23 protein-coding genes are annotated in these 22,445 nt (G+C 69.8%); 16 read left to right on the top strand and 7 right to left on the bottom strand.

Annotated elements, in window-relative coordinates; genetic code table 11:
* Positions 1-10 precede the first annotated feature (10 nt).
* From QQ657_RS31920 to QQ657_RS31890, 7 genes are read left to right on the top strand one after another with little or no spacing between them, the layout of a single operon-like run.
* Complete coding sequence (locus QQ657_RS31920) at positions 11-2,404, top strand: hypothetical protein (RefSeq protein ID WP_284745985.1); 2,394 nt, start codon at positions 11-13, stop codon at positions 2,402-2,404.
* A complete protein-coding gene (locus tag QQ657_RS31915) occupies positions 2,404-4,353 on the top strand; it encodes a hypothetical protein (RefSeq protein ID WP_284745984.1) in 1,950 nt (649 codons plus the stop codon). The genes QQ657_RS31920 and QQ657_RS31915 overlap by 1 nt, the downstream gene beginning before the upstream one ends.
* Positions 4,350-4,802, top strand: coding sequence for a hypothetical protein (locus tag QQ657_RS31910; RefSeq protein ID WP_284745983.1), 453 nt, complete (start codon positions 4,350-4,352; stop codon positions 4,800-4,802). Before QQ657_RS31915 ends, QQ657_RS31910 begins: the two co-directional genes overlap by 4 nt.
* Before the next feature lie 23 nt (positions 4,803-4,825).
* The gene (locus QQ657_RS31905) at positions 4,826-5,209 is read left to right on the top strand and encodes a hypothetical protein (protein ID WP_284745982.1); all 384 of its coding nucleotides are present in this window, start codon (positions 4,826-4,828) and stop codon (positions 5,207-5,209) included.
* On the top strand, positions 5,206-5,835 hold the full coding sequence (locus QQ657_RS31900) for a prepilin peptidase (protein ID WP_284745981.1): 630 nt from the start codon (positions 5,206-5,208) through the stop codon (positions 5,833-5,835). The genes QQ657_RS31905 and QQ657_RS31900 overlap by 4 nt, the downstream gene beginning before the upstream one ends.
* A gap of 45 nt (positions 5,836-5,880) precedes the next feature.
* Positions 5,881-6,114, top strand: coding sequence for a hypothetical protein (locus tag QQ657_RS31895; protein ID WP_284745980.1), 234 nt, complete (start codon positions 5,881-5,883; stop codon positions 6,112-6,114).
* Positions 6,114-6,557: a hypothetical protein gene (locus tag QQ657_RS31890; protein ID WP_284745979.1), complete on the top strand. Its 444-nt coding sequence runs from the start codon at positions 6,114-6,116 to the stop codon at positions 6,555-6,557. Before QQ657_RS31895 ends, QQ657_RS31890 begins: the two co-directional genes overlap by 1 nt.
* A gap of 292 nt (positions 6,558-6,849) precedes the next feature.
* On the opposite strand, the gene QQ657_RS31885 is transcribed toward QQ657_RS31890, so the two are convergent.
* Complete coding sequence (locus tag QQ657_RS31885) at positions 6,850-7,905, bottom strand: hypothetical protein (protein ID WP_284745978.1); 1,056 nt, start codon at positions 7,903-7,905, stop codon at positions 6,850-6,852.
* A gap of 97 nt (positions 7,906-8,002) precedes the next feature.
* Between QQ657_RS31885 and QQ657_RS31880 the strand changes: the two genes are divergently transcribed.
* The 6 genes from QQ657_RS31880 (at position 8,003) to QQ657_RS31850 (ending at position 13,987) form a co-directional block, all read left to right on the top strand.
* A complete protein-coding gene (locus QQ657_RS31880; protein ID WP_284745977.1) occupies positions 8,003-8,872 on the top strand; it encodes an N-6 DNA methylase in 870 nt (289 codons plus the stop codon).
* Between the two features lie 60 nt (positions 8,873-8,932).
* The gene (locus tag QQ657_RS31875; protein WP_284745976.1) at positions 8,933-9,217 is read left to right on the top strand and encodes a hypothetical protein; all 285 of its coding nucleotides are present in this window, start codon (positions 8,933-8,935) and stop codon (positions 9,215-9,217) included.
* A gap of 10 nt (positions 9,218-9,227) precedes the next feature.
* Positions 9,228-10,919, top strand: a complete 1,692-nt coding sequence (locus tag QQ657_RS31870; protein WP_284745975.1) for an FAD-dependent oxidoreductase — start codon at positions 9,228-9,230, stop codon at positions 10,917-10,919.
* Between the two features lie 124 nt (positions 10,920-11,043).
* Positions 11,044-11,475 (top strand): MarR family winged helix-turn-helix transcriptional regulator, encoded by a 432-nt coding sequence (locus tag QQ657_RS31865; protein ID WP_284745974.1) that lies wholly within the window; start codon positions 11,044-11,046, stop codon positions 11,473-11,475.
* 60 nt (positions 11,476-11,535) lie between these two features.
* Complete coding sequence (locus QQ657_RS31860; protein WP_284745973.1) at positions 11,536-12,897, top strand: alpha/beta fold hydrolase; 1,362 nt, start codon at positions 11,536-11,538, stop codon at positions 12,895-12,897.
* A 952-nt stretch (positions 12,898-13,849) separates the two neighbouring features.
* The gene (locus QQ657_RS31850; protein WP_434056802.1) at positions 13,850-13,987 is read left to right on the top strand and encodes a zinc-binding dehydrogenase; all 138 of its coding nucleotides are present in this window, start codon (positions 13,850-13,852) and stop codon (positions 13,985-13,987) included.
* 565 nt (positions 13,988-14,552) lie between these two features.
* Here QQ657_RS31850 and QQ657_RS31845 read toward each other — a convergent pair.
* The 5 genes from QQ657_RS31845 to QQ657_RS31825 form a co-directional block, all read right to left on the bottom strand.
* Positions 14,553-14,777 (bottom strand): hypothetical protein, encoded by a 225-nt coding sequence (locus QQ657_RS31845; RefSeq protein ID WP_284745972.1) that lies wholly within the window; start codon positions 14,775-14,777, stop codon positions 14,553-14,555.
* A gap of 82 nt (positions 14,778-14,859) precedes the next feature.
* The gene (locus QQ657_RS31840) at positions 14,860-15,450 is read right to left on the bottom strand and encodes a hypothetical protein (protein WP_284745971.1); all 591 of its coding nucleotides are present in this window, start codon (positions 15,448-15,450) and stop codon (positions 14,860-14,862) included.
* Positions 15,423-17,003, bottom strand: a complete 1,581-nt coding sequence (locus QQ657_RS31835; protein WP_284745970.1) for a hypothetical protein — start codon at positions 17,001-17,003, stop codon at positions 15,423-15,425. The genes QQ657_RS31840 and QQ657_RS31835 overlap by 28 nt, the downstream gene beginning before the upstream one ends.
* A 171-nt stretch (positions 17,004-17,174) precedes the next feature.
* Complete coding sequence (locus tag QQ657_RS31830; protein WP_284745969.1) at positions 17,175-18,011, bottom strand: helix-turn-helix domain-containing protein; 837 nt, start codon at positions 18,009-18,011, stop codon at positions 17,175-17,177.
* 86 nt (positions 18,012-18,097) lie between these two features.
* Positions 18,098-18,592, bottom strand: coding sequence for a winged helix-turn-helix transcriptional regulator (locus tag QQ657_RS31825; RefSeq protein ID WP_284745968.1), 495 nt, complete (start codon positions 18,590-18,592; stop codon positions 18,098-18,100).
* A gap of 95 nt (positions 18,593-18,687) precedes the next feature.
* Here QQ657_RS31825 and QQ657_RS31820 point away from each other — a divergent pair, with 95 nt between their 5' ends.
* On the top strand, positions 18,688-20,277 hold the full coding sequence (locus QQ657_RS31820; RefSeq protein ID WP_284745967.1) for a phytoene desaturase family protein: 1,590 nt from the start codon (positions 18,688-18,690) through the stop codon (positions 20,275-20,277).
* 135 nt (positions 20,278-20,412) lie between these two features.
* Here QQ657_RS31820 and QQ657_RS31815 read toward each other — a convergent pair whose 3' ends face one another.
* Entirely contained in the window at positions 20,413-20,982 is a 570-nt protein-coding gene (locus QQ657_RS31815; protein WP_284745966.1) for a TetR/AcrR family transcriptional regulator, read from the bottom strand.
* Positions 20,983-21,071: 89 nt separating this feature from the next.
* Here QQ657_RS31815 and QQ657_RS31810 point away from each other — a divergent pair, with 89 nt between their 5' ends.
* Together QQ657_RS31810 and QQ657_RS31805 are read left to right on the top strand one after the other, a co-directional pair.
* The gene (locus QQ657_RS31810; protein ID WP_284745965.1) at positions 21,072-22,070 is read left to right on the top strand and encodes an amidohydrolase family protein; all 999 of its coding nucleotides are present in this window, start codon (positions 21,072-21,074) and stop codon (positions 22,068-22,070) included.
* A 116-nt stretch (positions 22,071-22,186) separates the two neighbouring features.
* Positions 22,187-22,393 carry a hypothetical protein gene (locus QQ657_RS31805; RefSeq protein ID WP_284745964.1) on the top strand — a complete coding sequence of 69 codons (207 nt, stop codon included), beginning with the start codon at positions 22,187-22,189 and terminating at the stop codon, positions 22,391-22,393.
* Positions 22,394-22,445: the final 52 nt, after the last annotated feature.

Here is a 22,445-nt window from a genome sequence, read left to right as displayed (position 1 = left end):
GGGCGCTGCGATGGGAACGAACGCGAAGACCGGCCACGCCCCTTATGCCGTCGCTCCGGCTGGCCCGAAGACTTTCGCGCCGATCGCTGGCGATGACGCGCTGCTGCAGCACTTCGCGGCGGTCTGCGCGCACACCGAGGAGCCCGCGGACACCGCGGAGGAGAACCTCAAGTTCGTCGCCGGCATCGTGCAGGGCGGCATCGACCCGGACGACCCGCACGGACCGCCGGCCATCGACGTCCCCGACAATCCGGTCGAGGGCTACTGCTTGTTCTCCGCGGCGGTTGGTGCCGCGCTTGCCGCTGAGAGCCAGGTCTCCGACACCGCGGCCGGGCCGTATCACCAGCAGCTGCAGGTCCTCACGGCTGAGTACCTGGCCGGCCTGACCCCCGAGGAACTCGCCGAGATCGCCGCGACGGCCGGGTTCGAGCACCCGGAGCTGATCGGGATCGCCGGGCAGGCGCCCCATCCGCTGGCGGTGTGGCTGGACCCCTCCACCCCGGCCGGCAGCGAAGCCAAGAAGAAGATCCAAGCTCTCGCCCACGCCCGTCACGCCGCGCTGTGCGCAGGGGAGACGCTCAACGGCAAGACGATCAGCGAATGGAACATCTCGGCCGCTGCCGCGGCGCTACCGCCAGGGTTCGAGGGCTGGCCGGCCACCGCAGCTGAGCTCACCGAGGTACAGACGGACTTCGACACCGTCGCCGCGATCGTCGCCAAACAAGGCTTTGCCACCGCGCCGGACAAGATCGCGTTGTTGCTGCACTGGGAAAACCAGATCGCCACCGCACAGAACCCCGCTTTGGCCGACGACTTCAGCGCCGCGACCGCCGCAGCTCGCCACCAGGTCGACCACCTGCTCAGCACCGTCACCGCGGCACAGTTGAGCACGGCGGTCGCGACCGCCGTGCTTGGCGGGAAGATCAGCGACGACCAGCTGCAAATCCTGGGCGCCCACCAGGTGCTGCAGCTGCTGCGGGCGTCGACACCGGCCGGCGAGCGGGAGGAGATTAGTGGCGTCGTCGCCGAACGGTCCGCGATGCTGGCCAACTCGAAGGCCTGTGCGGGAGAAGTCTCCACCGTCCTCGCCGAACCTCTCGACGCGGCGAAGGCCGGCGCTCTGGTTCAGCAGGTGCGCGCGATCGCCGAGGTTCACGCGGCCGCCGCGACCTGGAACACCCTTGACCCCGCACCAGTTCACCAGGCCGCGCTGCAAGCCGGCCAGTCGAAGGTGCTCGCCTGGGCCGACGAGCAGAAAGTCGCAGACCTCCGGAAGTTCGTCGTTGCCAGCGGCGTCGCGACCGCCGCGGAAGCTGGCGTTGCGACCAAGGCGACGCTCGGGAAGCTGCTGCAGGGGCACCTGAGCGCGTCGGCGTCCGACGTCGGCGCGATCAAGAGCACGCTGAAGGCGACGCCTGCACAGCCGAAACCAGTGGTCGCCTCGCCGGTGATGGGCAAGCCGCGAAGCCGGTTCGGGATGCAGCACGCGCAGCTCGTCGCCGCCCTGCAGCACGCCCAAGCCGCACACGCCGCCGTCCCCAAGCCGCTCGATCCCGCAGCTGTCGCGGCCTGGGACTTCGGGACGGGGCAGCCGGCGAACCTTGGTGGCACCCATCCCAAGACCCTCCACACCGGACCCGACGGCACGACCTGGATCGCCAAAAGCGAGAGCAAGCCCCACGCCGGCGCCATCACCCAAGCTGAGACCGCAGCGTCACGGCTCGCGGCACGAGCGGGGCTTCCCGCGGTGCCGGTCTACGCGACCAAGGTCGGCGGCAACCCGGTCAGCGTGCAACCGCTGCTGCCCGGCGCGAAGCCGATGTCGGGCACGCCGGCGACCTGGTCGCAGGCCGACGTCGACGAGGTCGTCCGGCTGCACGTCACCAGCTGGGCGCTGGGCAACCACGACGCCCACCACGGCAACGTCCTGCGCACCCCCGCCGGCGGACTGGTGCCGATCGACCAGGGCCAGGCGTTCAAGAACTTCGGCCGCGACAAACTCGCCCTCGGCTACCGCCCGAGCACCACGGCGGTCTACCACCAGATCTACGACGCGCACCTGGCCGGCACGCTCGGCAAGGGCGTGCAGGTCAACCCGGCCGTCGCGCACTCGGTCATCCGCCGGCTCGAGTCCGTCCCCGACGCCGAGTGGCGCGCCACCCTGCACACCACCGCCTACGCCGGCGCGAGCCAGGACGTGACATGGGTGGCGCCGATGCGCGCCCGGGCGGCGAAAACCCACGGCATCGCTGAATCCGCGGTCACCTCGAGCCAGATCGCCGAGTCCTTTCTGGACTACGCCGTCGAACGCAAGAAGAACCTGCGCCGCGACTTCGTGAAATTCTTCACCGACGAGGTCAAGATCTCGTCCGCCGTCGCCCTGCAGCACCTCGGCAAGAGCTGATGGGCACCAACGCCAAAACCACCCACACCCCCTATGCCATCGCGCCATCCGACACCACGCTCGAGGCCGAACCCGCCCCGGTCGACGACGTGCCGAAGCTCGTCTCCGTCGACGAGCCACTCGAGGTCGAGCCGGGGCAGCTGCCGGTCACCCCGGTCCCGCTGACTCCCGATGTCGGCCACGCGTACGGGGAGCCGGTCCTGGTCGGTGGCGCCGACCTGCTCGCCTCCACCGCGACCCTGGTCAGCTACCACAGCAGCAACGGTCCGCGGATTGTGCTGCACGCCCGCGTCGACGAGGACGCGGACGCCAAGCTGCTGGACGCGCTCAACATCAGCCCCGCGATGGTCCCGATGCAGGTCGAGCAGCAGGTCACCGGGCGGCTGCCGGTCGACGAGCAGCACCATCTCGCCGAGAGGATCATCACCGCGGCCAAGAGCGTCAACCACCACATCACCAACGGCACCCTCGACGCGCAGACCGCGGCACCGGTGACGACCGCGAAGAAGATCGACGCCGCCAAGACGGCGATCGAAGGGCTCGCGGCCGACCTCGGTGCCACGCCGACCCCCGTGGAACAGGCCATGCTCGACTACTACGTCGGCCGGTTTGAGGCCGTGCAGCACGCCGCTGCGACAGGCGAGTCGATCGACCATGTCGCGCCGTTCCTGCATGAGGGCACGGCCCTGGTCACGGTGATGGTGCCGGCCCTGCCGCCCGAAGCGTCCGGCGATAGCGCGGTCGCGGTGCTGCGGGACGCCACCCGGATCAAGCCGAAGCTGGACACCACGACCGGCCAGGCCAGCTGGGACGGTGCCCGCGTGACGAACGTGCTGGGTAAGGAGTACGCGATCGACCTCGGCGACGGGTTCCAGGCCGTCTACCGCCCCTACAGCGTCAACGACCCGGCGAAGACCGAGTACTCGCTGCGGGGCCGGCTCGAGGTCATCGCGCCCGCAGGCGAGGGCCATGGCCCCGAGCTTGTCCGACGCCTCGGACAACTGAACCTGGCCAACCGCCCCATGACCCGCGACGAAGGCGAGTACAGCTACCTGACCGCCAACGTCACCGCCCAGAGCCTGGGCAAGCACGCCGAGGTTGCCGCGGCGCAGGTGACGGGGGAGCACCTCGAGGAGATGGTCCGCCAGGAGATCTTCTACGAACGCGCCCACGAAGCTGTTGGGATGACCGATGCGCAGCTGGTCGGCTTCGCCAAGGGTATTCAGCTCGAAGCCCACACCCGTGCTTTGCCGGCGAAGGTGCAGGTGTTGCGCGATGCGGTCGCCAAGGCCGCCGGCTTCGCAGATGGCGCCGCGCTGGCCGGCAGTCCCGGCTACGACCCGGCGCCGCAGCGTTCGGCTGGCTGGCTGACCTGGAGCAGGTTCGATGTCGGCAACTCATTCGTGAAGCTCAAGGGTGCCGTCGCCGGCCGTTCGCTGGTGCACAAGACGTCGGGGTCCGGGCTGAAGGCGATGCTGGCCACGGGGGTGCTGGCCTCGACCGAGCGCCGCACGACGATGGGAACGCACCAGGGCGTCGGCATGAGCGAAGGAGCAGACAAGCTCAGCGGCGGGGCGAGCTCGGTGTTCCTGCGCGTCCGCAAGACCTCGTCGCTCGCGTCGGAGCCGAGCCTGGTGTGGGATCAGCCGGAGCGGCTGCTCGCCCGCGCCGACTACTACGGCGCCAATGCAGACACCTACGGCGCGGTCAACCCTGCTGGCAGCCACTCGGTATCGAAGGCCACGCGCGACCCGTTCAAGATCGCGACCTTTACCAGCGTGAGCAACGAAGTCATGTTCGCCGACGGCATCGACCTGCTCGGTCCCCAAGGCCCCAGTCGGATCCTCTGCGGCAGCAAGGCCCAACGGGATGAGATCCGCATGATGCTGCTGGCCAAGGGCGTCACCACGATCGCCGGCAAACCGATCGAGGAGGTCGTGACCATATGACCGACAGCCGACAGCTCTCCCCCGCACAGCTCATCGCCTGCCTGGACGATCTGCTCACCGGACGCGGCGACGAGGCCGGGGACGACATTCCCGGCGCAGAACTCGCCGTGTTCGACGAGGACCAAGAAGTGTTCCGCGCCGCCCTCGCCCGCCACGCGCGCCCGGACGACGACCCTGGCGTGATCTGGATCCGCCCGATCGTCACCGCGGCCGGCTCGGGCTCGGGCCTGCCGGCGTTCGACCTTGCGATCGTCCGCCGCCGTGCCCTGCACGTCACCACAGCTCGGCAGGACGGGCGGCGCGTGGTGCTCGACCTCGTCACCGGGCAGCGTGCACACGTCCAGCCCGCGCACGGTCCTCAGCTGGCGGTGCTGCAGGACTTCGACACCTGGATGACCACCCTGACTGCCGCACAGCGCGCCGAGATCGACGCACTCGACCACGACTGAATCCATCGCCGAGCCCTGGACCCATGTCTTTCAACGACGGCGGGGCGGTGGTGGGGATGCACAAGGTCAGCGGGCCGGTCCCGCAGCTGGAGATGGTGGAGTGGGTCGTCGACCACCACGAGGCGCACGGTCACCTGCTCGTCCACGGTACGTCTCTCGGCGAGATCGTCAGCCGAGCGAAGGCCGCGCTCGCTTGCCGGGTTGCCGGTACGCCCGGCGGCGTCCGGCTGAAGATTCTTCATGCCGGGTGGTGGCGGGCCGAGCCGTGCCGGTGCCGCCGGTCGCTGGCCAGCTCGAACCATCCCGGCTGGCACTACCACCGAGCTGCCGCGGGTGACGTCGGTGCGTGGCGAGGTGCTGAAGTCCGTCTCGTGCTCAGCCCGTGTCGCCGAGGCGGCGACCGATGAGCGTGGTGCTGCGGCTGATCGTCGGTTTCAGTGCCGGAGCCGTCTGCAGCCCGGCCGCCGTTCTCTTGCTGCGCTGGACTGCGACGACGGTCCTGACGTGGCGGCGTGCCGTGACCGTGGTCGTTCTGAGTGGGGGAGTGGGAGCGGGGGTGGCGTTGTGGGAGCGGCCCTTGGTCAGCGCCGGTGTGGCGTTCCTGCTGCTCGGCGTGCCCATCGCCGTCGTTGATGCGATTGAGCACCGGATCCCGGATCGGCTCAGCTTGCCGCTCGCTGCGTTGACCGTGACGGCGCTGGTCGTCGGCACGCCCGGCGAGTGGGGCCGCATCGTCGCCGGTGGCGGTCTCTGCTTCGGCTTGCTGCTGCTGTCGTACGTGCTGAGCGGGCAGCCGGGTCCGGGTGACGTCAAGCTGGCCGTCAGCGTGGGTGCCGTGCTCGGCCGGCTGGGGTGGAGCTGGCTGCTCGGCGGCCTCGTCGCGACCTACCTGCTGACGGCTCTGGCCGGTCTCGTCGGTGTTGCCGCTGGGAGGTACCGGGTTCGGGACGGTCAGGTGCCGATGGGGCCGGCGATGGTCGCGGTGGTGGTCGCGGCCGGCGCGCTGGCCTCGCCGTGCATCAACGCGTCATGACCCAGGACATGTCTCCGGTAACGGTAGCCGGCGATCGGAGACGACATGGACGACTACGCCGAGAACGACCTCGACCACGCCGCGACCGCCGCGGCCCAGCGCTTCGACCTGGACCAGGCCCAGGCGCGCGCACTGGTCGACCTCGTCGCGGACGCCTTCACCGAAGGCGGCGACGCCGTCGAAGACGCCGCGTGGGATGTGCAGGACCGCAAGCCCGGCGTGGCCGGCGAGGACTTCGTCGACGACGTCGCCGAGAACCTCGGCTACGACCTGCCCTGATGACCGCCGCACCCGATGGCACCGCGCGCTACTTCGTGTTGCAGCGCAAAGGCGCCCTGTTTCCCGCGATCGCCGCCACGGCCTATCAGCTCGTTCACTCGCCGGTGTGGCGCGGGCGGCGCCCGGTTGATCCTGCGCCGCTGCTTACGGCGCTGGAGGACGCGGCCGTGCAGGTGGCGTTCTTCAGCGACCAGAAGATCAACGCCACGTTGGAACGGCTCGTCACCGCGGGTCGCCGTCTCGTGGCCAGTGCGCAGGCCATCCAAGCTCGCAGCCGACCGAGTTTCGGCGGCGCAGTCGAGGGACCGGCCCGCGCGGAGGACGACGCCGCGCGCCGCGCACTCGACCGGGCGATCACGGCGTTCGTCGAGGCAGCGCGGGCCGACTTGGGTATCGAGGAGCCGTGGCTGCCGATCAACCTTACGCCGGACCTGCGCGCCTAACCCTCCGATGCGAACCAGTGATGATGGGCTGGATCCCAGGAGGCTTGCGCGTAGAGCCGGTTTAGGTCGGGAAAGCCGGAGGGCAGTAGCCACCCCAGCGTGCGGCAGTCGTCCTCGCCGGGCCAGGAACCGCTCCATCGGTCACTGCCGCAATCATGATCGTCGAGACATCCCAGTCGCTGCAAACCTGTCTGCAAGCATCGGGCGACGTCGCATCCGGGTCGGTGCGGGTAATTCACCACGACTTCGCACCCGGGACAAGGTTGGATGTCCACACGGGACGCAGAATTCGTCATGGTGCCGGACGCCGATCGACGGGCGTGTCGACGAGGTTGACCGTCTTGGAGATTCGCACTGGTGCATCAGCGGGTCCACGCCAGTGGCCCGCGATCGGTGTCAAGCGGCGGAACTGCCGTCCCGGCCCGTAAGCCTGGTTGCGGATGAACGGCGCGACCGGGAACCGGACGCTGACGGTGCGACCGCTGGGCTCTCCCGACCTTGGCGAGCTTCTTACGCGTTTGCGGCTCACGGAGACCACTCGGACCGGCGTGGCGTTGTGTCCGACGCGCTCCGCGCGGATCCGCTGCGTGCGCGGCAGATGTTCCTCAGTCGTTTCGGCGAGCGCGTTGGGGGTGCAGAAGATCCACGCCGCGTGCACGGTTTGCAGCCATTCGAGAGTTGTCTTCGCGGCGGCGATTCGTCGCGGGTCGACTGCGCGCACACCGTCTCCGGGGTCCGGCACGTCCGGACGTCCGGCACCCCATGGCATGTAGACCTCGTTGTCCCAGGTCAGTTCCGCTCGTTGTGACCGGGCCATGACGTCGGCTTCCCGCGGGTTCGCTCCGGCGGCACGCGCGAGACGGCGGAGGGCAGCGAAGTCCGTGACGCTCCAGAACGTGACCCACAGCCCGCCGGTCGAGCTGGAGAGCAGGTCGGTCTCGCCCCACGACACCGCGACGATATCGATGCGCACACCGTCGTCGCGGACGTACTCGGCCATCGGTTCCGCGAACACCATGAACCCGGTCCGCGCCGGGACGTCATGCGGCTGGATGCCCCACTCCTCCTTGAGGCTCGGCGCTGCCTGCCGGATCAGTGTCGTGATGTCGGGCGTCACGTAGAACAGCTGCGCGTGGCACAGCCGCTGATGCTCGTCCTCGAGCAGGAGCGCGGCGCCGAGCTCGGGGCCGGTGTCCGGGCGGATCGTTCCGCGGCCTGCCCGCAGTGCCGCTGTCGTCAGCAGGTGCGCCGGCTCGGAATGCAGGTGTTCGGCTAGGTGCGAGCGCAGCGTCGGCAGCTGCCGCGGGGGAGGTGGTTCCCAGACGGGTGAATTGGCTGGCTGGCTCATCAGGTGTCCTCCGTAAACCTTGTGTACGAAGTACTCGCGATTTACGCTAGATAACCTGGAGTACAAAGTCAACAAGGTTTATCCGAAGGGGATCACCGTGAACGATCCGAAGCACCGAACACGAAGGTCGCACTCCCATTCGCCCATTGACGCGGAATGCCACGCCCTGAAGATCGCTGTAGACGTCGCCGAGGCCTGGCACAAAGGCAGCGGACCTGCGCGACCCGAGGTGGCGTTGGGCGTGGTGGCCACCATCGCGATGGCCGGAATGAACGCGCAGCGCGGCCCGGAACTCGCGCAGGTGCTGCGGGATCAGTCGCCCGAAGAGTTCGTCGCCATGGCCCGCTATACCTGGGCGGTGACGCTTCACCTGCGACCGGACCTGGCCGCCTGGGTGCACCCCCTCCTGACCTGGCTGTTCGACGACACCGACCAGCAGCTGCGCGCCCGGATCAAGCGGATAGCCGACGCGGCCCTGGACGCCAGTCAGCTCGACCTGATCGCCACCGACCGCCGCTACACCGCTGATTTACTCGGGCCGGTCCTCGGCGCGCTGCGGGCACCGGCCAACGCCAAGGTCAATGCGCAGATGTACACACCCGGCGATGTCGCTCGCGCCCTGACCGCGCTTGCGCTGGATGACATCCGGCCCGGCCAGTCGTTCTGCGACGACACCGTCGGCACCGGCGGTCTCTTTCGGGTGGCCGCCGAGACGATCCGCGGCCGCGGCTTGGACCCTGCGGACATGATCTGGTTCGGTGCTGACATCGACGAACTCGCCGTCGCCGCGACCGCGGTCAACAGCCTGATCTGGCAGCTCGGACCCCGGATCGTCCTGTACATCGGGGACATCCTGACCCAGCCGGACTGGGCCGCCGAAGCTCAGCGGCGACGCGCCCACTTCCTCGAACGGGTCGATGGGCTCTTCGCGGCAGCTGGCGCCTTGGACTTCCTCAAGCGGTTGTGAGCTGACACGCCCGAAGCGTTGAACCTGGGGTTCGCTGCGGCGACCTGCTAATTTCGCTCGGTGGAGCCCGCCGAGCACAAGGTCGAGGACGGCCCGCCGGCCGAGCCGGGCACGACCTACCGCTACGTCGACATGGTCGAGATCGGCACCTGGTTCGGCATTGGGCATCGCGCCGTCGCCAACTGGCGCACTCGCTACGTCGGCACCCACCCCTTCCCGGAGCCGGACGTCATCATCGGCCGTACCCCCGGCTGGTCCCGCGACCGCAGAGGCGAGATCGAGCGGTGGGCAGCCGGCAGACCAGGTGCCGGAGCGGGCGGCGGCCGGCCGCGCAAAGAACGATGAACATGACGGGGTGGCCGGCCCAGGCGTGACCGGCCACGCGGTCGATCTGCTCGTCCTCGGCTCCGGCGCGGCCGGCCTCGCGGCGGCCGTCGCCGGGGCCGCCGAGGGACTTTCGGTGCTGGTGCTGGAGAAGACGGAGTGGCTCGGCGGCACGAGCGCCTACTCGGCCGGAACGTCTTGGATCCCGGGGCACCGGCGCCAGCCCGACCCGGCTGCCGACCTCGCGGAGGCACGCCAGTACCTCGACACGCTCGTCGGCGACCGGGCGCCACGCGAACTGCGGGAGTCCTACCTGCGCCACGGGCCTGAGGCGATCGAGTACTTCGAACGGCTCGGGCTCCGGTTCTGGCATTCGGCGAAGGTGGTGGTCGACTACCACCCGGAACTGCCGGGCTCGGGAATCGGCCGGGCGCTGGAACCGCACACGTTCGACGCCCGGCGGCTCGCCGGTTTCGGCCGCGTCCGGTGGCCGATCCCGGAGCTCGCGTTGTTCGGCGGAACGCTCATGGTCCGCCGGGCCGAGGCCGACCAGCTGCTGAAGGTGTTCGACGGCTCGGTACGCGCGACGGCACTGGCCCTCCGCCTCGGCGCGAGGTGGGTGTTCGATCGTCTCCGCCACTCTCGCGGGTTGCGCCTGACGATGGGCGACGCGCTGGTCGCCGCCCTCTACGACCAGCTCACGCGCCGCTCCGGGAGCGTCTGGTTCACCGCGCGCACGACCGAGCTGACGACCGATGCCTCGGGTCGGGTGACGGGTGCGGTCGTGTCCCACCGAGGGCAGCCGGTGCGCGTGACGGCCCGCCGCGGCGTCGTCCTCGCCGGCGGCGGGTTCCCGGCGAACGCGGACTTGCGCGCCGAGCACCTGCCGTCGCCGACGCCGCAGTTCACGCCGGCGGCCGAAGGAGCCACGGGCGACACCATCGCGTTGGCCCGGTCGGTCGGCGGCGCTTTGGCCGAGCCGCGCGACGACAACGCGTTGTGGTTTCCCAGTTCGCTCGGGCGCCGGGCGAACGGGTCCACGGCGGTTTTCCCGCACATCTGGGATCGGGCCAAGCCGGGCATCGTGGCGGTGACCGCGGCGGGCCGGCGGTTCGTGGACGAGTCGGTGTCCTACCACCGGTTCGTCCGGGCGATGTACGCAGCGGCGGACGCGATCCCGGCGTGGCTGATCCTCGACGCGCACACGCTGAAGCGGTACGGACTGGGCATGATCCGTCCCCAGGTACGCGAGGGTGTTCTCCGCCAGTACATCGAGGACGGCTATCTCCACATCGGACAGACGATCGGAGAACTCGCTGAGGCGATCCGCGTCGACCCGGACGGTCTGAAGAGCACGGTCGGTGCGGCGAACCACTTCGCCCACACGGGTGTCGACGAGGAACTCGGCAAAGGAGAGAGCTCCTACGGCCGTCAGTACGGTGATCAGGCGCACCGTCCCAACGTGAACCTCGGGGCCATCGAGAAGCCGCCGTTCTACGCGATCGCGGTGGTCCCCACACCGTTGGCGACCACGCTGGGTCTCCGCATCAACGCGAACGCCCAGGTCCTCGCCCGGCACGGTGATCCGGTGCGGGGGCTGTACGCCTGCGGTAACGACGCGACGTCGATGACTGCCTCGGAGTACCCCGGGGCGGGGTGCCAGATCGGAGCCGGGCTGGTCTTCGGTTACCTGGCCGCGCACCACATCTGTCGATCTTCTTAGAGACTTCGGCGCCCTGTCCCGACGTCGTAGTGAGCGTGCAGACGGTCGTCCGGGACCTGCCGCGTCGCGGAGCTCGGCCGTCGGCCACTATGGACCGGTGTCTTCGCGAGTACCTTCCCCAGACGTGGCCGGGCCGGGCTTGCTGTACCTGGTGAAGCAGCTCGAGCTCGCCGTGCGGGCCCGGCTGGACGAGGTCCTCCGTCCGGTCGCGCTCACGCCGTTGCAGTACACCGCGCTCACCGTGCTGCAACGGCGGTCCGGGCTCACCACGGCGGAACTGGCCCGGAATTCGTTCGTCACCGACCAGGCGATGGCCGACATGGTGGTCGCGCTCGAGCGACGGGGTTTCATCGTGCGACAGGGTGACCCGCGCGACAGGCGGCGCCGGGTGATTCGGCTGACCGGTCCCGGAGAGGAGGCCCTCGACCGGGTGGGTGCCGACGTCGCCGCGCTCGAACAGCGGATGGTTTCGCTCTTGGATCCGCGCGACGCAGCGCGTTTCCGGGAGTTCGTCGTCACGTGTCACGCGGCGCTGTCGGACCGGCCCTCGCACTGATCTCGGAGAAAAGTACAGGAAACCTGTACATATTCGTGGAGGCGTGCCACGCTGCTCGCCATGAGCATGCGCAGGTGGTGTGGCCGTGTACTGGCGCTGGCCGGTTCGGTCGTGGTGGCGATCGGCTCGACCGCGGGAATCGCAGCCGGGACCACGAGCGGGCACTTCACGGGCCGGCTGGGGGACGGCGCCACCTGGGCCGCCGACGTGCCGCAGTCCTGGAACGGGACGACGATCCTCTACAGCCACGGCTTCGGCCCGCTCAACGCCCAGAACGCACCGGACGACGCGACGAAGCAGGCGTTGCTCGGCAGCGGGTACGCGCTCGTCGGTTCGTCGTACAGCGGCCCGTCGTGGTGGGCACTCGCGTCGGCCGTTCGCGACCAGTTCGGCGCGTTGTCGGCCGTGGAACAGCTCACCGGACCCCCGCGGCGCACGATCGCGTGGGGCACGTCGATGGGCGGGCTCGTGAGCGCGCTCGAAGCCGAAGACGCGGGCGGCCGGCTCGACGGGGTGCTGAGCACCTGCGGGCTCGTCGCGGGCGGTCTCAACCTGAACAACTACCAGCTGGACGGCGAGTACGCGCTTGCCCACCTGCTCGCACCCGGGCAAAACATCAAGCTGGTCCGGTTCGCGAGCCCGGACGAAGCGAACGCGTCCGCCGCCGCTCTGACGAAGATCGCCACCGATGCCCAGAGCACCCCCGCCGGCCAGGCGCGGATCGCGCTGGCCGCGGCCCTGATGAACGAGCCGACGTGGTTCACCGGTTCGGAGCCGCCCGCGCCTGCGGACTACGCGGGCCAGGAAGTCCAACAGCAGCAGGCACTGTCGCGGATGGTGCTCGGGTTCGTCGTCTCCGGGCGTTACCAGATCGAGCTCGCTGCCGGCGGGAACACGTCGTTCACCGCGGGCGTCGCCTATCGCGCATTGGTGAACGGCAGTACTCACTCCCGGCAGGTCCGAGCTCTCTACCGGGCGGCCGGCCTCGACCTGGACGCGGATCTCACGGCCCTGACCCGCGATGCCGACATCCGGCCGGACCCGCAGGCCGTCCGCACGTTGGCGCGCACCTCGATGGTGACCGGTCGCCTGCGGGTGCCGACCCTGGACATCCACACCACCGCCGACCAGCTCGTGCCCGTGGAGCAGGAAGATTGGTACGGCAAGCAGGTGTACCGCGCCGGCGGAGGAACGTCCCTTCGGCAGGCCTACGTCGATGGGACCGGGCACTGCGCTTTCCAGCAGGCGGAGTCGATCGCGGCGCTGCACGCACTGGAGTCGCGGATCGAGACCGGCCGCTGGGGTGACGTCGCCGAGCCGGGTCGCCTCAACGAAGCCGCAGCGGGACTTGGCGGCGCGGGCCGCTACGTCCGGTTCGATCCGCCGCGGCTCACCGGTGGGCTCGGCGAACCGGGGCGCTGAGCCCCGCGTGCCGATCCGGCGCCCGGCTGGAACGTTCGTGCGGCAAAGCTGCCCTTGAATACTCCCGTCCGCGCCGCGGGTCCGAGGCGGGCAGTACGAAGGCGTGATCCCAGCGCCGCAAGGTGCAACTGCCTGCCCACGATGCTGGCGATCAACCGGCTTGTCCTGGGGAACCTGCTCATCGGTGTCGGCGGCGCGCTCCCGGTGGCCTGGTTCGCGCTCGTCGCGCGCCGTTCTGCCCGAGCTGGGATGATCGCGCCCGGGACCGCCGGCGTATGCCGGACTACGTCGCGTGGCTGTCCGATGGCGCAGCCCTGGTGATCGATTGCCTCGCCGCCTGGTCGCAATCAAGTCTCGGGACACTGCAACTGCGGCACCCGCTGCTGCAGCCCCCGAGTGTGATCACCGTCGCCAGGCAGGTTACTCGCCGCATCTGTCTGCTCGCTCCCCATCGCATCGTTCCGGACGGACGCTGCGCGGATCGTCCTCCCGGACGGATCGCGCAGATCGCCGCTACCGTACGAACAGGAGGTCAAACAAGTTTCTGACACTCGGCCGGGGTCCACAGTGGCTGGATTGAGACTCAGCCGAGACTGCGACACGCTGACATCTCGGGCGATCCGGCACCGACCGCCGAGCAACGTATGTGGGAGCACTACACGACGGACCGAGCACGCGGCAGAACCCCGACCGGCGCCGAACTCGACCGAGTGGCCAACACCCACAACTACGGCCGCAGAGTCCTCCGCCACTGGAAAGCGGCCGGCCGCCTGGACGAACTTCACGTGGCGGGAACGCGGCAACCGCATGACTTGCAATTCGCTGCATCAGGCCGGCCCAGCGGCGAAAGAAGCTGGACGGCAAGGAGAGGCCGGCTGGTTTGCTGATCAACCACCGCTCGCACGAGCGGGTTTGGAGAGCAATGTGATCGCGGCGACCTCGACCAGTACCGGTGATCTGCTACGTCAGGTCCGGCGCGCTGCGCCCGGTCGTGGACAGCGTCCACCCGCTGGCGGACATCGCGTTGGCCCACCAGGCTTTCGAACGCGGCGGCGTCCTCGGCAAGCACGTGGTCGCGGTCGCCGGCTGAAACGTCGTTATCGCGGCTTGCCGCGGCTCGGCGCCGGAGCATCCCGGCGGTGCTCGGTGCGGTCGATGCCACACCCCGCACCGTGGCGTCCCGCGGCTGCTGCTGGCCCGTCGAAGCTGTCCGACGATCGGTCCGCTCCCGAATCGTCTCGTGCCATGGCCCGTGCGGTCTCGGATTGACAGCGGGGACGGGTCTTCCTGAGGCTGGAGTGTCAGTTCTGTCGGTCCGGTCGTCGCGCTGCGGTGTCCCACGGCCTCCAGGCGCGGCGCAGTGTGCGAGGAGGCCGTTCAGCCGGTCGTGGTCGCTCGGGCGATGTTGCGCAGTTCCTCGATCGCCGCGACCGTGACGCGCGAAGTCGGCCTGCGCTGCGGCTACGGCAGCGAGTGCAGCGAGACGGCTGTCGCGGTCTGCCTGGGCGTCGAGCAAGCCCATGCCGCGAGCCTCGGCGACGACGCTCTCCGCGGAGCTGACCGCGATCGGGTGCATCAGCGTGCGTTGCTCGACGTCGGCGGCCTCGGCCGACCGCGCTGTCGCGCCTGGATCTATGACCCGGTCCCACTCGGGATCACCATTGGACAAACTTGGCCATGATCACCACATCTCCGGTCGCGTGGGCATCGCGTGTCTCGTGTCGTTCACTGTGCCGGCGTCTCGGGTGCTCAGGCACCGAGGCGGCTGTAGATGCGACCGGCCAGGGCGCGGCCAGCCGGTTCAGTGCACCCAGCGGGTCGAGCTGTGCGAACTGCCCCAGCAGCTCCGCCGCCGCGTAGGCCTCGACTTCCGACAGCACGGCCGCGCACCGCTCCCGGTCCGGCAACCGCGTCAAGGCTTCGGCGGATGGTTCTGTCCAGCGACTCCGTTCGAACTCGGGATCAGCGGCCGGCGGTGTCCTCATCTCGGCGATCGTCGTCGTGCATCAGCTTGTCGATCTCGCGCCGCAGGCCGATCGTCGGGCCGCCGATCAGCTCCCAAGCCCGCGCGACGCCGATCATGAAACAAGCGACGACCAGAACAGCGATGCTCCGGGCGGGGACCGCGTCGTCCGGGCGGGCGAACAGGTCCAGACCCGCCACCAGCTGGATCACGAAGACGGCCACCGACGCGAACAGGAACACCAGATCACGTGGGTGACGCCGGCGCAGGGCGTGCAGCCGCAGCAGGGACAACGACGACGCGATCATGAACGCCAGACCGGCGGCGGCCACCACCACCGACGTCCAGCCGAGCCGGACGCCGGGGATCAACGCCAGCAGCGACACCGCCAGCGCGTTGCTGAAGGCGGTCAGCGCCGCGGCCGCCCGAACCCGGTGGATCTGCGTCTCGCTGCTTTCGGCCAGCCGCTCCTGAGACACCGAGATGGCGATGAACAGCAGGCCGACCAGCGCCCCGGCCACACCGGCGGCCCCCAGGAAGAACTCGTGCAGGTTGTCCGGCGTCATCCCGGCCTCACCGCGGACGCGCACGGCCCGGCCAGCATCGCCACGCCGCCCAGGACTCCCTGGTAGAGGGTGCCGTCCGGGCCGAGCGTCGCCGCCTTGTAGTCGTCGTTGAAAGTCCCGCCGCCGCCGGCTCTGACCCGCCAGACCACCGAACCCGTGCGGTAGTCCACGGCAACGAAATACCACGCGTAGATACCGCCGGCCGCCAGGTCCGAGTCCTGCGTGTAGCCGTAGACCAGGCCCGTCGCCGTCGACAGGACGGGCACCGACTTGACCCGCAGTGGCGTGTTCCAGTTCACGGGACACCCCGAGCCGCCGGCCGCGACGGACACCTTCTCCACGCCGGGCGACATCGCGGTCATGGCATTGAACGCGCCGTTGACGTCCGCCGGGGCGGCCTGGAACGCGGGAGCGTTGTCGTTGTTGAGGACGAGCACACTGTCCTCGTCGCCGGTCTGCGTACCGACCAGGCCGATGTCGTTGGCGCTCGCCCCCGGCGAGAACAGCGGCACGCGGCACACGAGCTGCGACCGCCCGGCGGGTGCTGGCGGCTGGCGGTAGACGAGCAGCGCGACCTGGTCGTCCGCGTTGTCCGTGACCGCCACGTACCGGTTGCCGAGCAGCGTCGGCGTCGCACCGGAGCCACGGGCGAAACCACCCGGTTTGCGGGCGCTGCCGCCCGCGTAGCGCTGGCTCCACAGCGTCGTCACCGTGGTGGCGCCCCCGTGCCCGAAGGCGTACATCGCGCCGGTCGCGTTCGACCGGTCGGCCGCGACCGGTCCGGTCACGACGTACGCGGTCGTGTCGCTGACCGCGATCCCGTTCTCCACGGCCTCGTTCGCGATGGTCAGCGAGTGGACCAGGCCGTCGGGTTGGATGTAGCCCAGGGTCGTGGCGGTGCCGGCGTCCTGGCCGAGCCCCACGATGCCGCCCGTGGTGAACCAGATGTCGCCGTCAGCGTCGAAAGCGGCGTTGAGCAGGCTCTGCCCCTGCGTCAGCACCCCACCGGCCACGAGATCGACGTCCCGGACCAAGTGCAGCACCGGGGTGGCCGCCGAGTCGTCGCGGTCGACGACGTAGACATGCCCCTCCCGCGAGGTGACCAGCACCTCGCCGGTGGCGCTCTGGTAGAGGTAGCCCAGATTCAGCGTCTGCCCAGCCGGCGCGTCCCATTCGGCTGTCACCGCCAGCGTGCGGGGATCGGCGACGGCGACGCCGTAGAGCGGGGTACCGGTGCTCGTGTTCACGTGGCCGGCGGTCAGCCTGCCGGCAGGGTCGAAGACGAGCGGGCTCAGTTTCGCCGCGGCGCTGGTCGTGGCCGGTCGTGAACCGAGCGGGCCGGGAAAGGGACTGGAATTGGTGTTCCCGCCGTCACCGTGCATGTCGCCGACTCGCGGCGTGAACTGCGCGTTCGCCGGGAGCGGCCGGGGTGCGGCCGGACGGCCCACGAACGCGGGCGCGGCGGTGGGATCCTGCGAGTCGGCGATCGGCGCCGGCCCGACCGTCGAACCAGCCGTCGGAACCGCCAGCGCCACGCACGCCAGGACGGGGACGAGCACAGTGGCGGTACGAAACACGCCGTCTCCAATACGAAGGGGGAACCGGACCGGGTGGCGAACGGATCGCACCCGGGGTGAGGGTATGGGCCGTGGGTCGCGCCATCCTGGCCCAATTCGGGCCAGGATGGCGCCCACGGCGAGGACGTCATCTCCGGTGTCCCCGCACGACTGAGCCGTTCGGGGTCGCTTTCACTTGGCCGGCAACGACTCCGTCCGAGCCAGCGCCAGACGCGCGGCGTCCGCCGAGTCCGGCTCCGCGCTGAACACGATGAGACGCAGGTCGTCGTCGCCGATCGTCATCGTGTCGCAGTCCAGGGTCAGGTCGCCCACCGCGGGATGCTGCACGGTCAACCGGTCGTCGTGGTGCCGGGCCGTCGACCCGTTCTCCCACACCGCGCGAAACCGGTCGCTGACGGCAAGCAGATCGGCGATCATGGCGGCCAGCCGTCGGTCGGCCGGATACCGGGAGACCGCGGTGCGCAGATCGGCCACGATCGTCGTCTCCGCCCGCAGGCGGCGCTCGGACAGCCGTGACGTCGAGCCGGGCTCGATGGTGAACAGCCGCCAGGCGACGTTCCGCTCCCGGCCCGATCCGAGGCACCCGTCCCAGCCCCACATCGCGGTCCATGCGGCGTTCCACTCGATGATCGTCCACGCGGCATCGCAGACACACACGGGCAGATCCTCGAGCCGGTCCAGCAGCCGCCGAGCGCCCTGGTCGATGCGCCTCGGCACCATGCCGGTCCCGGTGGCGGCGTGACCGGCCAGGATGCAGAAGTACTCGTACTCGCCCCGGCTCAGCCGCAACGCCCCGGCCAGCGCGTCCAGCACGGCCCTTGACGGCCGACCCTGCCCCTGTTCCAGCCGGCGGAGATAGTCGGCCGAGACACCCGCCATGCCGGCCAGTTCCTCGCGTCGCAGTCCTGGCACCCGCCGGGGACCGGTCACCGACAGCCCCACCTCCGCGGGCGACAGCCGGTCCCGCCAGCCTCGTAACAGTTCACCGAAGTTGTTGCGGCCGACCATGTCCGGAGCGTACGCCTGAACACGGCCCTCTCGACGGTGTTGTCACCGAGGCTTTCAAACAGCCGGTCAAGGAGGTGACCTGCGGATCAGCTGTCGCGTCGCCGCGCGCCCGGTCCGGGGGTCGCGGTGACGTCGTGTGCGGCGTGGATTTCGTGGCCGGCTGTGCACTTGAGGACCGCCTCGACCGGTGCGCCGCAGCCGCCGTGGCGCAGCGACACGGTGGGCCCGCGGTCTCCGGTCAGCCACCGGTCGGCCCAGCCGATCATGGCCACCATGACCGGGATCAGGTCGCGGCCTTTGTCGGTGAGCCGGTATTCCGCCCGCTCCCGCGACCCTGGCTCGCGGTAGGGGACCTTGACGAGCAGTTGCTGGGCGACGAGGTCGCGCAGCCGGGCCGAGAGCACCCCTGGGCTCATCCCCGTCCGGCGCAGGAAGTCCTCGAACCGGCGAGTGCCGTAGACCGCCTCCCGCATGATCACGCCCATGGTGGGGGGCGCCATAACGGTCAGGGCCAGTGCCACCGCGTCCGGGTCCAGGTCCCAGGCGTCGCGGTCCCAGACCGCGTCGGCATCGGTATTCATCGTCACCTCTCGGCTTCGCCGGCTGACTTGCGCCGACCGTACCCAGCATCCTAACCTGACTTCGGTATTTCGAAGTCAGCTCGGGGAAGGTGAACATGCGCAGCGGTGACAGTTACGTGCGGAGCCAGGTGGACGACGACTGGGACGCCATCGTGATCGGGTCCGGGATCGGCGGCCTCACCCCCGCGGGGCTGCTCGCGCGCGAAGGAAACCGTGTGCTCGTGCTGGAGCGCCACACCACGGCGGGCGGCTGCACGCAGGTGTTCCGCCGGGCCGGCTACGAGTGGGACGCGGGTCTGCACTACCTGGGCGAGGTGCACCGGCCGACGAGCGCCCTGCGGCGGGTCTTCGACCACATCAGCGGCGGTGCGCTGGAGTGGGCGCCGATGCCGGACGTCTACAACCGGATCGTCATCGGCGACCGCGAGTACGAGTTCCCCTCGGGCGTGGCGAAGTTCACCGAGCGGATGAAGGGCTACTTCCCGGACGAAGCCGAAGCGATCGACACCTACGTGCGCCTCGTCTTCGACGTCACCCGCTCGGCCAAAACGTTCTTCGCGCACCGCGCGCTGCCGCCGTCGATCGCCGACGACACCTACGAACAGCTCTGCGCACCCTTCCTGGAGTACGCCGACCGGACCGTCACCGAGGTGCTCGCCGAGCTGACGAGCGACCAAGAGCTCGTCGCCGTCCTCTGTGGACACTTCGGCGACTACTCCCTCGAGCCTTGGCGGGCCTCGTTCGCGATGCACGCCATGCTCATCCGGCACTACATCGACGGCGCGAACTTCCCGGTCGGCGGGTCCGGCCGGATCGCCGAGACGATTGCCGAGACGATCCGGGCGGCGGGAGGCCGAGTGCTCATCGGCGCCGAGGTCGCCTCGGTCCTGGTCGAGTCCGACGGGGTGTGCCGCGGGGTCACCATGACCGACGGCCACGTCTTCCGCGCCCCGGTGGTGATCAGCGACGCCGGCATCGAGACGACGGTGAACAGGCTGCTGCCTGCCGACGTCGCCGCCGCGACCGGGCTGGCCGAACACTGCCAGGACCGGGAGCTGTCCCTCGGCTGGGTGGCGCTGAACATCGGCATCAAGGAGTCCACCGCCGAGCTCGGCCTCGGTGGCGGGAACATCTGGGCGCACGCCGGCGCGGACCTGCGCGAGCGGATGACCGCCTACCAGGCGGATCCGCACACGCAGCCCATGCCGGTGTACTTCCTCTCGTTCCCCTCGGCGAAGGATCCGTCCTGGGAAGATCGTTACCCCGGCCGCACCACCATCGACATCTGCGGGCTGACCACCTGGTCGCTGTTCGAGCCGTTCGCCGGCACCCGGTGGATGCGCCGGGGCGAGGAGTACGACCGGCTCAAGCAGCGGCTCACCGACGAACTGCTCGGCCAGGTCCTGCGGTTCTGCCCCCAGCTGGCGGGCAAGATCGAGCACGTCGAACTGGCCACCCCGCTGAGCTTCAACCACTTCCTCGGCCGCACGAAGGGCGACTTCATGTCGCTCGCGCACACGCCCGAGCGATTCCGGCAACGCTGGATCAGCGCCCACTCCCCGGTCCCGGGGCTGTACTTCAGCGGCCAGGACGTCGTCGCCGCCGGCATCAGCGGCGCGATGATCGGCGGGGTCACCGCCGCGTCCGCCGTCCTGGGCCGCAACGTCCTGGAGAGCCTGTCGTGACCGAACCCGCTCACCCACCACACCGTCGACGTCGGCGGGACCACCCCTGCAGCTTTGGCGCGGAAATCGGGCAGCGGCGGGCATGAGCGAAAGTCCAGCTCGACAGCGGACGACGTATCCCGCCGGGATCGGCACTCAGCCGGCGATGCCGCTGATCAGCCAGTCGAGACCGCTGGTGAACGTCTCGCGGGGGGTTCCCATGCCGGCGCCGTGCAGCAGGCGTGGCTCACCCTCGGTCTGCTGGACGAAGGCGGCAAAGCCCAGGGCATGGACCAGCAGGACCGGCGTCGCGGTGGCCGCGGCGCGCGGTGACACCCCGGCGTCGAGCAGCAGTCGCTCGATCTGCTCCCGGATGGCGCTGGCCGTGGGGCCGGGTGAGGTCCGGCGGTCGAGGAAGCGCGGGGCGAGCGCCGGGCGGGTGCAGATCGCGTCGAACACGGCGAGCAGCAAGCTGTGCAGTTCTTCCAACGGTGCTGCGGTGCCGGGCGAGACCTCGGCGGCGGCGAGGGTGTCGTCGATCAGAGCGTCGAGCAGGGCGGCTTTGTTGTCGACCCACCGGTAGACCGCGTTCGGCACGACGTCAAGCCGTTCGGCGAGGGAGCGGATGGTCAAGCCGTCCAGGCCACGCTCGGCAAGGAGCTCCTGCGCGGCGTCGAGCACCTGGCGCCGCGACAGGCCAGCGTGCTGTCCGGTGCTTCGTGCCATGACAACAGTCTATCCACAAGGTGCACGCCGTACACCAGAGGTGTACGTTGTCCACCAGGAGGCGGTGGCCGGCAAGAGGAGAGGTGGCCATGCGGAAGATCATTGCGTTGGAAGAGCACCTGGCGACTCCGCGGATCGCGGAGGCCTGGAAGGGAGCCCCAGACGCCGAACGCGACGGTTACACGCGGTTCACCGAGCGTGGCACGCTGGGTGAGCGGCTGCTGGACCTCGGGGCCAGGCGCCTGGCCGACATGGACGACCAAGGCGTCGATGTGCAGGTTCTGTCGGTGACCACGCCCGGAGTGCAGAACCTGGCCCCGGACGTGGCGGTGCCGCTCGCCCGGGAAGCCAACAACGCGATCGCCGCGGCGATCCGATCGCATCCGGACAGGTTCGAGGGGTTCGCGACGCTCCCGACCCCCGACCCGGCGGCGGCCGCCGAGGAACTCGACCGCACGGTCACGCAACTCGGCTTCGCCGGCGCGATGATCGTCGGCCGGACCGGGGCGAAGAACATCGACCACCCCGACTTCGAGCCGATCTGGGCCACGGCCGCACGGCTGCGCGCACCGGTCTACCTCCACCCCCAGATGCCGGTCCCCGCAGTCCGCGACGCCTACTACTCCGGCATCGACCCGGCGATCGACTACCTGCTCGGTGGCCCCGGCATCGGCTGGCACTACGAGACCGGCGTGCAACTGCTCCGCCTGATCCTCTCCGGCACCTTCGACCGGCACCCGGACCTGCAGCTCGTCACCGGACACTGGGGCGAAGTGGTGCTCTTCTACATCGAGCGTCTCGCCAAGATGCAGGAGTGGGGGCAGCTCCCCCTCGAACGTCAGCTCATCGACTACCTCCGCTCAAACGTCTCCTACACCGGAAGCGGTGACCTCAGCGACCGCTACCTGCACTGGGCCATCGACGTCGTCGGCGTCGAACGCATCATGTATGCCACCGACTATCCGTTCGTGGACACCGGAGCCGGCCAGGCCCGCCGCTTCCTGGAGAACGCGGACCTGAGCGACGCCGAGCGCGACGCGATCGCACACGGCAACTGGGAACGGCTCACCGCCCGGACGCGCTCGTGACGTGACCACGCATGGCCCCGTCGCCCCTTCCGCAAAACTCCCGGGTCGCCCAGTCGTCCGACCACGAATTCGCGCCCGTCGAAACGGGTTGGCAGAAAGAGGCTAAGGAGAAACCGATGATGATGTTGCGTGTGGCGAATACCACCGCGCAGCCTGAACCGGTCACAAAACCGCAGCTCACGGGCCGAAAACCGCATTTTGGCGCGGTACACGCATATCTGGTCGCGTCGGGAGAGCGGGCGCTGCTCGCGATGGGGTGGTCCAGGGACTTGCGCGACCTGCTCGAAAGCCCCACCCGGGGCCGTTCATCCGCCTTCGGGTAGGAACGCAGCGGTGCTCACCGAGGCAGCCTACCGTCGCCGGTCGATCGAGTCC

The organism is Amycolatopsis ponsaeliensis, from assembly GCF_030182635.1.
Taxonomy (GTDB): Bacteria; Actinomycetota; Actinomycetes; order Mycobacteriales; family Pseudonocardiaceae; genus Amycolatopsis; species Amycolatopsis ponsaeliensis.
The sequence above is the reverse complement of the archived record's forward strand: the minus strand, read 5'-3'. Positions and strand labels throughout refer to the sequence as shown.